The sequence below is a fragment of the Ruegeria sp. CH6 genome, from assembly GCF_056537005.1.
Genome location: NZ_JBQFQS010000002.1, coordinates 133,502 through 148,026, shown reverse-complemented (window position 1 = coordinate 148,026; position 14,525 = coordinate 133,502). Strand labels below are relative to the sequence as shown.

The following is a 14,525-nucleotide window of genomic DNA, read 5'->3' as shown; positions in this document are numbered from 1 at the left end:
CCCTGTACCAGAGCCATATGCCTCCCCGGCATATGGCTCTTTTATTTTCGGCAGCGCAGAATCAAAAAAGGCCGGGTCGATGCCCCGGCCTTGGTATTTCTCAGGCAACCCAGCCTATTCCTGTTGAAGGCTCAGCGCGACAAAGCGCGGGTCACCACCGCGACGCACAAGCAGCAGCAATGACTTGCGCCCCGCCTCACGCGCCTCTTCCATACGCGCATCAAGGTCGTCGATCGAAGTCACCTTTTGCTGTCCCGCCTCGGTGATCAGGTCACCGGCACGCAGACCTTTGGCATATGCCTCAGACGCTTCGTCCACATCAGTGACAACCAGGCCCTCTGCCTCGGCATCCAGGCTCAGATCCTCACGCAATGTGTCTGTCAGAGGCGAAATCGTCAGACCAAGCACATCCGTGTTTTCTTCTGCCGGTGCATCAGATTCTTCCTCGTCCTCACCATTCTCAGCTCGTTCCGCATCTTCGCGGCGGCCGAGCGTTACCAGTACGGTTTGAGTGCCACCGTCACGGTGCACGACAACACGTACAGACTTGCCAACAGTGGTCTCACCAACCTGCCGTACAAGGCCACGTGTATCCTTCACCTCGACGCCGTCAAAGCTGAGAATAACATCACCCGCCAGCAGTCCGGCTTCTTTGGCAGGGCCTTCCGGTACATCGCTGATCAGTGCGCCACCGGGTTCATCCAGCCCCATCGCCTCGGCCATGTCTTCTGTCACATCCTGAATACGAACACCCAGCCAACCGCGACGGGTTTCGCCAAATTCGCGCAGTTGGTCCACCACTTTGACAACAACGTTGGACGCCATCGAGAATCCGATCCCGATCGAGCCACCGTTAGGAGACAGAATCGCCGTGTTCACACCGATAACTTCACCATCCATATTGAACAGCGGCCCACCCGAGTTACCCCGGTTGATGGCAGCGTCAGTCTGGATGTAGTCGTCATACGAACCGCTCAGCGCACGATTGCGTGCCGAGACAATCCCCGCAGAGACCGAGAACCCCTGCCCCAGCGGATTGCCCATCGCAATAACCCAGTCACCCACACGTGCGGTGTCACTGTTGCCGAACTGAACGTATTTGAGCGGGCTTGATGCTTCGACCTTCAGCAACGCAATATCGGTCTTTTCATCTGTCCCGATCACTTTGGCAGGCAGTTCCTTTACGGGCTGACCATCGCCAGGGAAAAACTCGACCAGGATTTCATCCGCTTCGGCAATGACGTGGTTGTTCGTAACGATGTATCCATCTTCGGAGATCACGAAACCTGAACCGAGGGCATTGCTGCGACGCGGACGATTCTCATCTTCCCCGTTGCGGTCCTGAAACTCGCGAAAAAAATCTTCGAACGGAGAGCCTTCGGGCACGATCCCCTGTGGTCCCGTCTGACCTTCGATCAGCGTCGAGGTCGTAATGTTGACCACCGCCGGGCTGATCTTTTCAGCCAATGGCGCAAGGCTCTCACCCCGCGCCTGTGCCGCCGCAGTCTGCGCCAGCACCAAAAGCATTCCGGCAAACAACAGCCACATCAGCCGCATCATAATAAAAACCTCATCCCGCCGGAGGGAAATACTGCGTGCTTTTGCCTGCACCTGGGGTCTCCTTGTCGATATGCATTATCCAGCCACCCCGCAGGGGCAACCGTACTTGATATCCAATGTAGTCAGTTTGTTCTCGCCCGCAACTCGGGATCAGGGGGAATTCACCGGCAAGTGAAATCAATCGATCAAAACCCCAGCTGATAAGCACCCCAAAGCAGAATGAACCCACTCACGACACATAGCAGGCCTGCAAGTCGTCGCGCGGATTCCGGCAGCGTGCGTAAAACTTCCAACATACGCTCAATAAGCGAAGGGGCCAGCGCATAGGCCAGCCCCTCGACAATCAGCACCAGCCCTAAGGCCAGCAGAACCATACCCATTACTGGGTCGCCTGCCCGGTGGGCGATTTCAGATAGTTAAAGAACTCCGAATCCGGGCTCAGAATCATCGAGCTGTTGCCACCCTGCAGCGCGTTTTCATAGGCGCTTAGCGAACGGTAGAATTCAAAGAACTCAGGATCCGCACCATAGGCTTCGGCAAAGATCGCGTTGCGTTCAGCATCAGCCTCACCGCGGATGATCTCAGCTTCGCGGTTGGCATCCGAGACCAGTTCAACCACGGTCCGGTCGGCCTGCGCGCGGATGCGCTGCGCGGCTTCCTTACCACGGGCGCGTTCGTCAGTTGCTTCGCGTTCACGCTCGGCCTTCATCCGGTCGAAGGTCGCCTCGAGGTTGGCCTGCGGCAGATCGGTTGCCTTCAGGCGCACGTCGATCACGTTGACACCCAGCGCGCGCGCTTCGGCAATCGCGCTATTGCGGATTCGCAGCATCAGGGCCGCACGGTCCGAACTAAGGATGTCACGCGACGAGACCGAACCCAGAACTTCACGAGTTTCAGCGCGTAGGATACGATCAAGACGGTCCTCAGCCACAGGGATGCCACCGACACCAACCGCCTGACGGAACTGATTCAGGTCCGAGATGCGGTAGCGGGCAAAAGCATCGACCACCAGACGACGATCATCCAGAGGCGTAACCTCCAGCGGCTGAACGTCGATGGACAGGATACGGTCGTCATAGCGCACGACTTCCTGAATCAAAGGAATCTTGAACGCCAGACCGGGCTCTTCTTTGACCGCAACGACACGACCAAATTGCAGCACCAGCGCGCGTTCACGTTCGTCCACGATAAAGATCGAGGACAGGCCAACAACGCCAAGGATCACGACCAGAATGAGAATAATAGGTGACTTACGCATCAGTTGCTCTCCCCGGCCTGATTGCGGCGCAATTCGTTCAGCGGCAGATACGGCACGACGCCCTGCCCCGAACCGGTCGAGTTTTCGTCCAGAATGATCTTGTCGACATCACCCAGAACCTGCTCCATCCGCTCCAGATACAGACGTTTGCGGGTCACGTCGGGGGCCTTGGAGTATTCTTCCAAAACCGCGCTGAAGCGGCTGGCTTCACCTTGTGCGCTATTGATCTGCTGGGCGCGGTACGCCTCGGCCTCTTCCAATACCTGCGCAGCTTCACCACGTGCCTGCGCAAGCGCCTGGTTGGCATAGGCATCCGCGATATTCTGTTCGCGGTCACGCTCCTGCGCGGCGGCCTGAACGTCGCGGAACGCGGCAATCACGTCCTGAGGCGGATCGGCTTTGTCAAAGTTGACGCGGACGATGTTGATGCCGGAATCATAGCTGTCCATCGTAGACTGGATCAGTTCCTGCAGACGGTCCGCAATCACACCGCGATCTCGGTTCAGGATCGGTGCCAGCTCGCTTTGCGCAATGATCTCACGCATGGCCGATTCAGAAACCGCGCGGATTGTTTGGCGTGGGTCACGTAGGTTGAACAGGAACTTGGCCGGATCGTTGATGTTCCAGACAACCTGATAATCGATATCGACAACATTTTCATCGCCAGTCAGCATCAGGCCATCATCGCTACCGCGCGTGCCACCCATATCTTCGGTCTGTTCGCGTGTTACCGGGATGACTTCTGCAGTGACAACAGGCCAAGGGGCAAAGTTCAGACCAGGATTACCGACTGAAGAAAACTCGCCCAGAAACAGCTCGACCGACTGTTCTTCGGGTTTCACGGTATAGAAGCTTGCCGCAGCCCAAAGACCGGCCGCTACCAACAGGCCAATCGCGACCGTGCCTTTGGTAAACGCAGGCCCGCCGCCGCCAGAGCCCTGGCCACCGCCCTGGCCCGAGCCTCCACGACCGCCCATAAGGACGCGCAGCTGCTCCTGACCCTTTTTCATCAGTTCATCGATTTCGGGAATCTGCGGGCCATCGCCTTCGGGTGGGCGACGCCCATCTCCGTTGTTACCCCTGTTTCCTCCGCCGCCGGAAGAGCCTCCGCCCCCCCAGGGGCCACCGCTGTTGCCCGCCATGTGTTTCAATTCCTTCGTTTTGGCCCGTGTGATCACGGTTTCCCTTGTAACCTGTGTACGCGCGCTTGCAAATCAAGCGGTGCGTACAGGTTGCCGCATTGTAACCAGTTCTTCGGCCATCACGGGATGAACCGCAACCGTACGGTCGAAATCTTCTTTGGTTGCACCCATTTTTACTGCGATTCCGGCCAACTGGATCATTTCTCCCGCACCCGGTGCCACAATATGGCATCCCAATACCTTCCTTGTAGCCTGGCTGATGATCAGTTTCATCAACACGCGCTGCGTGCCGCCCGCAAACGATTTCTGCATCGGCTTGAACGAAGTCGCATAAACTTCGATCGGTTCCTGCTCAGCTGCTTCTTCCTCGCTCAGGCCCACGGTGCCCATTTCGGGCTGCGTGAAAATCGCTGTCGGGATCAGTTCATGGTCCACCGGTGTCGGATTGCCTTTGAAAACAGTTTCGACAAACGCCATCCCTTCGCGGATCGCCACCGGCGTCAGGTTTACACGGTCGGTGACGTCGCCAATCGCATAGATCGAAGGCACAGCGGTCTGACTGTATTCGTCCACCACGATTTCGCCCTTCCGTCCGCGCTCGACACCAAGCCCTTCGAGCCCAAGATCGTCAGCATTCGGTGCACGGCCTGTGGCATACATGACCACATCAAACAGCTGTTCTGAGCCATTGGTGGCTTTTACCCAGATTTTGTCGCCCTGTTTCTTCATCTCAAGCACATTGGTGCCCAGATGAACATCAACGCCATTCTGACACATCTCTTCGCAAATAAGGCCCCGCGCTTCGTCGTCGAAACCGCGCAGGATTTGCGCACCACGATAGAACTGGGTCGTCTTGACGCCCATGCCATTCATGATCCCGGCAAATTCGCAAGCGATATAGCCGCCACCGACGATCAGCATCGTCTCGGGCAGTTTGTCCAGATGAAAGATTTCATTCGAAGTAATGGCCAGTTCAGATCCTGGGAACTCAGGCACAACCGGTCGTCCACCCGTCGCGACCAGGATATGTTTCGCGCTCTTGCGCGTCCCGTCAGCCAGTTCCACCGTATGCGGATCCACGAGTCGCGCGCGCTGGTCGAATGTCTCGACACCGTTGTTCTTGAGGATATTGCGATAGATCCCCTCCAGCCGGTCCAGCTCAGCATAAAGCTTGCCGCGGAAGATATCCCAATTGAACGCGCCGGGCTTGATATCCCAGCCATAGGCCTGCGCATCCTCGACCATGTCTGCGTATTCGCTGGCGAAAACCATCAGCTTTTTCGGAACGCAGCCCCGGATAACGCAGGTCCCGCCATAGCGATCCTCTTCGGCCAGCGCCACTTTGGCGCCGTTTTCACCGGCAGCCACACGCGCCGCCCGGACCCCGCCCGAGCCTCCGCCGATGACGAACAGATCATAGTCAAAGCTCATGTTGAGTTCCTTTATTCAGCCTGACCGAAATTTCCTGACTATCTGGGCCTGAAACAGAAATCTTCCAACCCTATAAACTCGGAAAAAACGAATACTTTATCGACATCTGCACAGAATTTGCGACTTTCATCTGAAACCAATGCTGCTCTTGTCTATACCGTCGCATCGGGCATGTGTCGCCCGAAGCCGCTTCTGTCGCATGGCAGCCAGATCACCCAGCCTCAATCCGCAAGATCTGAAAACAGGTTCTCGCCGTCATCACCCAGTTCGTCGACCTCAACGGTGCCTTCATTGATGTCGCGCAGCTCGACCCGTCCGTCGCCATGACCGATCACAACTTTGTCACAGATGTCGATGAACAGTCCATTTTCTACCACTCCCGGCACCTGATTCAAAACCAGCGCCAGCTGTCTTGGATTGCCGATGCGCTGCAGATGCAGATCCAGAATGTGGTTCCCCTCATCTGTGATCTTGGGGGCCTCTCCATTCATCCGCAACGTGACCGAGGTACCCAGCACATCCATCGTATCCAACGCTTCTTCGATGAGAGTGCGGGTGGTCTGCCACCCAAACGGGATCACCTCGACCGGCAACGGGAATGCGCCCAGTGCCTCGACTTCCTTGCCCGCATCGGCGATCACAACCATCTGGTCACTTGCAGTGGCAACGATTTTTTCCTGCAGCAGCGCTGCACCACCACCTTTGATCAGGCTCAGCTCACCGTCGAACTCGTCAGCCCCGTCAATTGTCAGATCCAGCCAGCCAGCCTGATCCAGCGAGACGACTTCGATGCCAACCTCGCGCGCCAGTTGCGCGGTGGCAGTCGAGGTCGGAACACCTTTTATCTTCAGGCCTTCGTCGCGAACGCGTTCGCCCAGACGACGCACCAGCCATGCGGCGGTCGATCCGGTTCCTAATCCGACGCGCATTCCGTCCTGAACCATTTCAGCTGCGCGACGCGCAGCGACATACTTGGCATTGTCGATGGGTGACAGTTTTCCGGTCATTGCAGCTTCCCCTCAAGTCTTAGCCGGACTTATACGGAAAGCCCTGCACAACTGCGAGACCCAATTCGCATCACGCCCCCGCAAAACATGTCGCTGAAATACGCGTTTCCTATTGGAAACGTCGCAATCGAGTCTTCCTGCACTGCAGCTCTGCTATAATTAGGCATGATGGAAAAGCCGTACCTGCTCCACTACGCCCCCGACAACGCTTCGCTGGTGATCCGGCTGGTGTTGGAAGAGATGGGTCTGCCTTATGAAACCGCACTGGTTAACCGCCGCCGGAACGAACAGGATGGAGCAGTTTACAGGGCCCTCAACCCCAATGGTCTGATACCGGTACTCGAAACGCCTCAGGGCCCAATTTTCGAAACCGCGGCCATATTGCTGTGGCTCTCTGACCAGCATGGCCAGATGGCACCTGACCCGAAAGATACGGACCGGGCTGCCTTTCTCAAATGGTTGTTTTTTGCATCAAACACGCTGCATGCCGATTTGCGTATCCTGTTCTATGCGGAAAAGTACATCGATCCGGCAGAAGCCAGCACTTTGCGCGCAGGCATCCAGCCCAGGCTGCGACTACACCTGAAGCTGCTGGATGCTGAGGCGCAAAATGCCCCCGACTGGCTGCGCGGTGATCAACCCTCTGTTCTGAGCTACTATCTGGCCTGCATGATGCGCTGGATGGCGCTTTACCCTGCCAAGATCGACCGCAGCTGGTATCAACTGGCTGACACACCCTACCTGCAACAAATCCTGATGCAGATGGAAACCCGACCTGCAACCCGCGCGGCTATTGCTGCCGAAGGATTGGGCGTCACGCCCTTTACATCTCCGACTTACGCCAACCCTCCAGAAGGCTCAGCTACCTGACATGTTCCTCTCTGTCTTCGATATGTTCAAAGTGGGCATCGGCCCCTCCTCTTCGCACACCATGGGACCAATGGTTGCGGCCGCGCGTTTTCTTGATCTGATGCGCGCCTCTCCGTTTGACTTCGCGGGACTGCGTGGATCGCTGCACGGGTCTCTGGCGTTTACCGGTGTCGGGCACGCCACCGACCGGGCCACCATTCTGGGATTGGCCGGCTTTGTCCCGGACAGCTACGACAATGACAAGGCCGAGGCTGCGCTGGCTGAAATCGCTGCGACGCACACTGTCACACCCGATGGATTGCCGACACTGAAATTCGATCCGAAAACAGATCTTGTCTTTGACTATGACAACAACCTGCCCGGTCACGCCAACGGCATGATCCTGATGGCAACCGACGCGCAGGGCGATGTGATCCTGCGGCAGGTCTATTACTCCGTCGGCGGCGGCTTTGTCCTGACCGAAGAAGAACTGGCTGAAGGCAAAGACACCAACGACGGCCCAGCTGTACCCTACCCGTTTCACTCGGCTGCCGAGATGCTGGAAATGGCGAACTCAAGCGGCAAGAGTATCGCCGCGATGAAGCGCGAGAACGAGATTGCGCGCGGCTGTGCTGATAGCTTCGCCAAAGGGTCGGCGCGACTTTGGGAAGTCATGAACAATTGCATCGAGCGCGGCCTGACCACCGACGGCATCCTGCCCGGTGGCCTGAATGTACGCCGCCGCGCCAAGGGTATCTATGACGCGCTGCAAGCCGAGCGCGGCATGAACCTGAACGCGCCGCACACCATCAATGACTGGATGAGCGTCTACGCGATGGCCGTGAACGAAGAAAACGCTGCAGGCGGTCAGGTGGTCACCGCGCCCACCAATGGCGCTGCAGGGACTTTGCCTGCGGTACTTCGGTACTATCTGGATCACGTACCCGGTGCCTCGGAAAGCCATATCGAGGATTTTCTGCTGACTGCCGCCGCGATTGGCGGACTGGTCAAGTACAACGCCTCAATCTCCGGCGCCGAAGCCGGGTGTCAGGCCGAGGTTGGCAGCGCCTCGGCAATGGCCGCAGCAGGCCTGTGCGCAGTGATGGGTGGCACGCCCGAGCAAGTTGAGAACGCAGCCGAGATTGCGCTCGAACATCATTTGGGCATGACCTGCGATCCTGTTGCAGGTCTGGTTCAGGTTCCCTGTATCGAGCGCAACGGGCTTGCCGCAATCAAGGCAGTTTCGGCAGCCTCGCTTGCGCTGCGTGGGGATGGCAAACACTTCGTGCCGCTGGATGCGGTGATCGAAACCATGCGCCAGACCGGACATGACATGCATGAAAAGTACAAAGAGACTTCTCTGGGTGGCCTTGCCGTAAACGTGCCCAATTGCTGACCTGACAGTTTGCCCTTTCACACGGGCGCGGCTTGACCTAGCGTGCCCGTCATGACCCAGGATCGTCCCGTCTTTGGCATCTTTCTGATGCTTGGTTTTTGTGTACTTGCACCGCTTGGTGATGCAATGGCCAAACTGCTGGGCGAAACAACCCCACTGGGTCTGCTGGTTCTGGTCCGCTTTGCCGTTCAGGCGATCATCTTGATCCCACTGGTCGCTGTGACGGGTCGCCCCTGGCGAATGAGTAGCCGTATACTGCGGTTAACACTGATCCGCACGATCCTGCACATCGCGGGGATTGCCGCCATGTTCAGTGCGCTGCAATATCTGCCATTGGCCGATGCGGTCGCGATCGCCTTCGTCATGCCTTTCATCATGCTGCTGCTGGGCAGCTATGTGTTGGGTGAGGAAGTCGGTGCCCGGCGTCTGATCGCCTGCATCGTTGGTTTCATTGGCACCCTGCTGGTTATCCAACCCAGCTTTGCCGAAGTCGGTGCACCCGCTTTGTTGCCGCTCGTCGTCGCGGTGGTATTCTCGTTTTTCATGCTGGTCACACGGAAGATTGCGAAGGAAACCGATCCGATCGCACTCCAGGCGGTTTCGGGCTCTTTCGCGACAGTGATGCTTCTTCCGCTTCTCCTGATCGGGACAGGGGCCGGCATATGGGAGCTCTCTTTGATCGTACCCGCAGGCGAAACCCACTGGCTGCTGATCGCGATCGGCGTGTTGGGAACGGTCGCACATCTGCTGATGACATGGTCGCTACGCTACGCACCGTCCGCCACGCTCGCCCCGATGCAATATCTCGAAATTCCCGTGGCAACGCTGATCGGATGGATGATCTTTCACGATCTGCCTGATGGCCTTGCGGCGATCGGGATTCTGATCACCATCTGCGCCGGGCTCTATGTCATTCTGCATGAGCGCGCCAACGCCCGGTCCGCTCCGACTGAAACGCCAGCATGACCTGATCCAAAGCCGTTCGCGGCACCATGACCAGCAGGCCCGGACCATCCACCTCAAGCTCAACATCCGACATGGCCCGGTTCGAGGTCCCAACACGCCCATCCGGTTCCAGAACCAGCCCATCGATAGGCCATTCCAAACCTTTACTTCGCCCCGTTACACGCTGAAACGGAAACAATGAAACTGTCTGCCCCGGCTCAATGGACATCGTGATATGTGGGGGTGCATGAAACGCGACCTCATGCTCGCCTAGCAAGATACAGCGGTGATCGGGAAGCCGGACCAACGCATTAAGTACGGCAAGCTGATGATCCAGACGCCCCCCCAGAAACCCGACACCTAAAACAAGAGGCGCTTCAATGCTGCGCAGTGCTTTGTCAAAGTCGGTGCTATCTTGTTCACGTATCGGAAACAAACGCTCTTCCGGGATCTGCTCGCGATACCTTCTCTCCAACGAATCGAAGTCTCCGATTACCGCGTCCGGCATCCGACCCGATTCGATGACGGCGGCGGCTCCACCATCCGCTGCGACCACCTGATTGACGCGGCTTAGCACCAAATTCAGGTCATCAGGACCGATTTGTCCCCCTCCGATCAGTGCTATTGGCCTCTGAGAACATACAATCGGGCTATTTTTTACAAGATTGACCATTTTTCCCGGTTTTGGACACATTGAGACCACAAAATGATAGGTTCATCTAGACAGTTCCGAGCCGACTCTGCGCCCAGCGTCGCGCGGATTGGCTCTGTAGTTTGTAAAGGACGTGCGTCTGATGGTACAGAATAACAAGGTATTGACCGTTTCCTACGGAACCTTCTCGTGCACTTTGGAAGGTTTTGATGATTCATTTGAAACGATGAAAGCGATTGCAGAGTATTTTCGCGATCTCGCAGCGGATGATCGCTACTTTGGATCGGAACCCCCACAGCCAGACGCAGAAATGCTGACCCGCATCGCCCAGCGCGACGCTTCGCGCCGTGTCGAGGCCAGCCAGAATGAAACCGGCTTGCTATTGCGCGCAACCGAAGAAGCGCCCGCCGCCGAACCACAGCCGGTCGCGCCGGTAATCGCAGCCGAACAACCACAACCCCAGCCACAGCAGACGCCTGACAGCACCCCCGATCTGACTGTTGTGGACACGGCGCCCTCCACAAGCGCTGACGCATTCTTTGCCGAGGCCGAACCGGTTGAACCCGTTCAGCCCGCTGCCGCCGACAGCATCGCTGCCAAGCTGCAGCGCATCCGTGCGGTTGTTTCGCATGCGGACGAAGGCCCGACAGCGTATTCCGAGGATGAAGACAACGGATACCTGACCCCAGCCCAGCCAAAGGTTGACGCCATTTCGGCGGCATTCGAGTCGGGCGCCCTGAGCCCCGAGGATCTGGACGACACGGCAACGGGCGAAGCCCCGCAAGCTGCTCCTGAAGCGCCTGAACCGGTCATTGAACCCGAAGCGACCCCCGAAATCGAGGAAACCATTGCCGAAGCAGAGGTTCAGGAAGAACTGGCCGAGGCTGATCAACCCACTGACGTTCTGTTCTCGGATCTCGACGAAGCGCCCGAGGCCGAAGAAGAACAGGATGAAATCGTCAACATTCTCGATGTCGATGAATCTGATGAAGACGATGTAACTGAAAACGACGAGAACAGCACTCTGCAGTTGGAGCAGTCCGACATCGTGTTCGAATCGCATGATGGTATCCTGACCGCAGAGGACGAACACAATCTGCTGAACGAGATTTCGGAAGTCGAAGCAGAGATGGATGCCCGTACCGGCCATAAACTGTCCGAAGAATCCGGCATTGATCAGGATGTTTCACGACTGATGGACAAGGCCGACGCACGGATGGACGACCCTGCGACCAACGATCAGCGAGAAACCTATTCGCACCTGCGAACAGCAGTTGCTGCCACCGAAGCAGAGCGCGACGAGGCGGGTGAAGATGCTGCCGCTGCCGGCGACGCCGACTATCGCGGCGATTTGGCGTCCGTTGTCAGCCCCCGTCGCCCTGCCGAGATTGAAGTCACAAGCCTGCGCCCTGAAACTGATAATGCGGCGCCCCTCAAACTGGTGGCTGAGCAGCGCATCGATACGCAGGACACGGATGCAGGGCCAATTACGCCGCGCCGTGTCACAGCCGCTCAAGAGGACGAAGAGACATCAGAAGAAGGCGGCTTTGCCTCGTTTGCACAGGAACAAGGCGCTCAATCCCTTCCCGATCTGCTCGAAGCGGCTGCGGCCTATCTGTCCTTCATCGAAGGTCAGGAACAATTCTCGCGCCCGCAACTGATGAACAAGGTCCGCTCGTTGAAGCAGGATGAGTTCAATCGTGAAGAGAGCCTGCGCTCCTTCGGTCAGTTGCTGCGCGACGGTAAGATCGAAAAGGCCGGTGGAGGTCGTTTCGCGGCCTCGAACCAGATTGGTTTCCGTCCGGACGACAAACGCGCGGCCGGGTAAGGCACAAACAGAAAATGGTAACGGCCGGAGAGTTTCTCCGGCCGTTCTTTTTTGCCTATGGCCACTGCATTCAGAAGTTGAATGCCAGTGCGACGTAAGGACCGGTCAACGTCAGATCGATAACATTTTGTCCGCCTTCGAAATCAACGCTCAGGTGGCGGTATCCGCCAACAACATGGGTCGTGTCAGTCCATTTCCAGCCTGCCTGGATCAATGCCTCCCACTGAAATTTTGACCCAACGCCAAACCCGCCAACATTGCCCATCGCGGAAAAGTTCCACCGATCATTGATCGCTCGGTGGTATCGCGCGCCGATCAGCGGATCGGTCCAGCTCTGATCCGTGCTGGCTGTAAATCGAGCAACAGTCGTTGAAAGATCAAGGTCCCAATGGCGCAACGCTGCCATCGCCTCGACGCGTGATTGACTATCCTGAAACACCGTATAGCTGGCGCCCAGAGACATCATGATGCCATCGAGTTCCCAGTTCGCCAGATCGTTGAATGGGCCAATCGGAACGTTATCTCCGAGATTGAGATAGTTGAACTCTCCACCAATCGCCCATCGTCCCTTTCGCGCCTCACCGGCAATAAGGAACGCGCTGTTCAGAATATCAAAGATAGACTTACTGCCATCGACCGGGGGATTGGGTCCAATGTCGAGGGATGTTCTGAATTCCGGCCCCCAAAGATAGGGTGCTACCACAAAATCCCAATCGTTGGCCTGCACAGGCTCTGGGGCAATCCCCGATATGGCAATCGCAAATGCCCCCGCAACCGCTTGTTTCATGTTTCACCTGCAAGCCAAAATATCACCAAAACACATTCGATTCAGTGAGTTTGTCATGCAGGTGATTTTCGATCAACAGCCCGGGCTAGTTTGAGTCCTGATCTGGGTCTTCTTTGCCGACACCACGAAAAACGAACTTGAACGGCAGTGCCCACAAGACGCCAAGTACGATGTAGACCAGAAGCTCGACCCAGATTGGTGGTCGGTCGAGCCAGTTCACCACCGTCACCACCGCCACAATGTAAAGCGGCAGCCCAATCACAAGGATCACCAGCGACCAGCGCCGGCGAGCCTTGTAGCTTAGACCAGATTTCTGTTCACCACTCATCAATCTGCAAACGGATCAGTCACCAGAATGGTGTCATCCCGCTCCGGGCTGGTGGACAGAAGTGCGACCGGGCATTCGATAAGCTCTTCGACCCGACGTACATATTTGATCGCATTGGCAGGCAGTTCAGCCCAGCTGCGTGCACCCTCGGTGGATTCGCTCCAGCCTGGCATTTCCTCGTAGATCGGCGTACAGCGCGCCTGCTGATCAGCTGCGGTTGGCAGATAGTCCAGACGTTCGCCGTCCAGATCATAGCCCACGCAGATCTTCAGGGTTTCAAACCCGTCCAGAACGTCCAGCTTCGTCAGCGAGATGCCGTTAACACCGCTGGTCGCGCAGGTTTGGCGCACCAGGCAGGCATCGAACCAGCCACAGCGGCGCTTACGGCCAGTCACGGTTCCGAACTCATGCCCACGAGTACCCAGACGCATGCCGTCGTCATCATCCAGTTCGGTCGGGAACGGCCCTTCACCTACGCGGGTGGTATATGCTTTGACGATCCCCAGCACGAAATCGACAGAACCCGGGCCGATGCCAACACCAGTTGCAGCCTGCCCAGCAATCACATTGGACGAGGTCACGAACGGATAGGTACCAAAATCGATGTCCAACAATGCACCCTGCGCGCCTTCGAACAGGATCCGCTTGCCAGCTTTGCGTTTTTCGTTGAGCACTTTCCAGACGGGCGCAGCGAACGGCAAAATCTGCGGGGCAATCTCTTTCAACTGTGCAATCAGGGCATCGCGATCAACCGGCTCGATCCCCAAACCCTTGCGCAGTGGGTCATGGTGCTGCAACGCGCGATCAACACGTGCTTCCAGCGTTGCATGGTCAGCAAGATCAGCAACACGCACCGAACGGCGGCCTACCTTGTCTTCGTAAGCCGGGCCAATACCGCGACCTGTGGTCCCGATTTTGGTGCCTTTGCTGGCGGCCTCTTCACGGGCGCGATCGAGTTCACCGTGGATCGGAAGAATCAACGGGGTGTTTTCCGCAATCATCAGTGTTTCGGGCGTGATCACGACACCCTGTTCGCGGATCGATGCGATTTCGCCAACCAGATGCCACGGGTCCAGAACAACACCGTTGCCAATCACACTCAGCTTGCCGCCGCGCACAACGCCGGATGGAAGCGCGTTCAGCTTGTAAACCTCGCCGTCAATGACCAGCGTATGCCCCGCATTATGCCCGCCTTGAAAACGCGCGATCACATCCGCCCGCTCGCTGAGCCAGTCGACGATCTTGCCTTTTCCTTCGTCACCCCACTGGGCGCCGACAACAACCACATTGGCCATATCCGGTCCTTTTGCGCTGAGTTATCAAACTCGGCTCGTATAGCGGG

General features: G+C 57.3%; 14 protein-coding genes. 4 read left to right on the top strand and 10 right to left on the bottom strand.

The genetic code is table 11. The features are described from left to right. Nucleotides 1-114 precede the first annotated feature (114 nt). From ACR0CW_RS05035 to rpiA, 6 genes are all read right to left on the bottom strand, one after another. Nucleotides 115-1,560, bottom strand: coding sequence for a Do family serine endopeptidase (locus tag ACR0CW_RS05035; RefSeq protein WP_480787454.1), 1,446 nt, complete (start codon nucleotides 1,558-1,560; stop codon nucleotides 115-117). Between the two features lie 185 nt (nucleotides 1,561-1,745). Beyond that, nucleotides 1,746-1,940, bottom strand: a complete 195-nt coding sequence (locus ACR0CW_RS05030; protein ID WP_155151456.1) for a DUF2065 domain-containing protein — start codon at nucleotides 1,938-1,940, stop codon at nucleotides 1,746-1,748. Continuing rightward, on the bottom strand, nucleotides 1,940-2,818 hold the full coding sequence (gene hflC, locus ACR0CW_RS05025) for a protease modulator HflC (protein ID WP_155151458.1): 879 nt from the start codon (nucleotides 2,816-2,818) through the stop codon (nucleotides 1,940-1,942). Before hflC ends, ACR0CW_RS05030 begins: the two co-directional genes overlap by 1 nt. Then, nucleotides 2,818-3,960, bottom strand: a complete 1,143-nt coding sequence (hflK, locus tag ACR0CW_RS05020) for an FtsH protease activity modulator HflK (RefSeq protein WP_480740003.1) — start codon at nucleotides 3,958-3,960, stop codon at nucleotides 2,818-2,820. The genes hflC and hflK overlap by 1 nt, the downstream gene beginning before the upstream one ends. 72 nt (nucleotides 3,961-4,032) lie before the next feature. Next, nucleotides 4,033-5,391: a glutathione-disulfide reductase gene (gene gor / locus ACR0CW_RS05015; protein WP_480740001.1), complete on the bottom strand. Its 1,359-nt coding sequence runs from the start codon at nucleotides 5,389-5,391 to the stop codon at nucleotides 4,033-4,035. A gap of 221 nt (nucleotides 5,392-5,612) precedes the next feature. After that, complete coding sequence (gene rpiA, locus ACR0CW_RS05010; RefSeq protein WP_155151470.1) at nucleotides 5,613-6,398, bottom strand: ribose-5-phosphate isomerase RpiA; 786 nt, start codon at nucleotides 6,396-6,398, stop codon at nucleotides 5,613-5,615. A gap of 168 nt (nucleotides 6,399-6,566) precedes the next feature. Here rpiA and ACR0CW_RS05005 point away from each other — a divergent pair, with 168 nt between their 5' ends. From ACR0CW_RS05005 to ACR0CW_RS04995, 3 genes are read left to right on the top strand one after another with little or no spacing between them, the layout of a single operon-like run. Then, nucleotides 6,567-7,268 carry a glutathione S-transferase family protein gene (locus ACR0CW_RS05005; RefSeq protein ID WP_480787020.1) on the top strand — a complete coding sequence of 234 codons (702 nt, stop codon included), beginning with the start codon at nucleotides 6,567-6,569 and terminating at the stop codon, nucleotides 7,266-7,268. A gap of 1 nt (nucleotide 7,269) precedes the next feature. Then, nucleotides 7,270-8,643, top strand: a complete 1,374-nt coding sequence (locus ACR0CW_RS05000; RefSeq protein WP_480787019.1) for an L-serine ammonia-lyase — start codon at nucleotides 7,270-7,272, stop codon at nucleotides 8,641-8,643. Between the two features lie 51 nt (nucleotides 8,644-8,694). Then, nucleotides 8,695-9,609 carry a DMT family transporter gene (locus ACR0CW_RS04995; RefSeq protein WP_480787018.1) on the top strand — a complete coding sequence of 305 codons (915 nt, stop codon included), beginning with the start codon at nucleotides 8,695-8,697 and terminating at the stop codon, nucleotides 9,607-9,609. Here the strand turns inward: ACR0CW_RS04995 and ACR0CW_RS04990 are convergent. Next, nucleotides 9,554-10,261 (bottom strand): thiamine diphosphokinase, encoded by a 708-nt coding sequence (locus tag ACR0CW_RS04990; RefSeq protein ID WP_480787017.1) that lies wholly within the window; start codon nucleotides 10,259-10,261, stop codon nucleotides 9,554-9,556. The genes ACR0CW_RS04995 and ACR0CW_RS04990 overlap by 56 nt on opposite strands. Nucleotides 10,262-10,382: 121 nt before the next feature. On the opposite strand from ACR0CW_RS04990, the gene ACR0CW_RS04985 reads away from it, so the two are divergent. Then, nucleotides 10,383-12,068, top strand: a complete 1,686-nt coding sequence (locus tag ACR0CW_RS04985) for a hypothetical protein (protein ID WP_480787016.1) — start codon at nucleotides 10,383-10,385, stop codon at nucleotides 12,066-12,068. Nucleotides 12,069-12,138: 70 nt separating this feature from the next. Here ACR0CW_RS04985 and ACR0CW_RS04980 read toward each other — a convergent pair whose 3' ends face one another. From ACR0CW_RS04980 to ACR0CW_RS04970, 3 genes are all read right to left on the bottom strand, one after another. After that, nucleotides 12,139-12,855, bottom strand: a complete 717-nt coding sequence (locus ACR0CW_RS04980; RefSeq protein ID WP_170335147.1) for a hypothetical protein — start codon at nucleotides 12,853-12,855, stop codon at nucleotides 12,139-12,141. An 85-nt stretch (nucleotides 12,856-12,940) separates the two neighbouring features. Then, the gene (locus ACR0CW_RS04975) at nucleotides 12,941-13,183 is read right to left on the bottom strand and encodes a DUF2842 domain-containing protein (RefSeq protein ID WP_155151488.1); all 243 of its coding nucleotides are present in this window, start codon (nucleotides 13,181-13,183) and stop codon (nucleotides 12,941-12,943) included. Continuing rightward, complete coding sequence (locus ACR0CW_RS04970; protein WP_480787015.1) at nucleotides 13,183-14,478, bottom strand: adenylosuccinate synthase; 1,296 nt, start codon at nucleotides 14,476-14,478, stop codon at nucleotides 13,183-13,185. The genes ACR0CW_RS04975 and ACR0CW_RS04970 overlap by 1 nt, the downstream gene beginning before the upstream one ends. Nucleotides 14,479-14,525 lie beyond the last annotated feature (47 nt).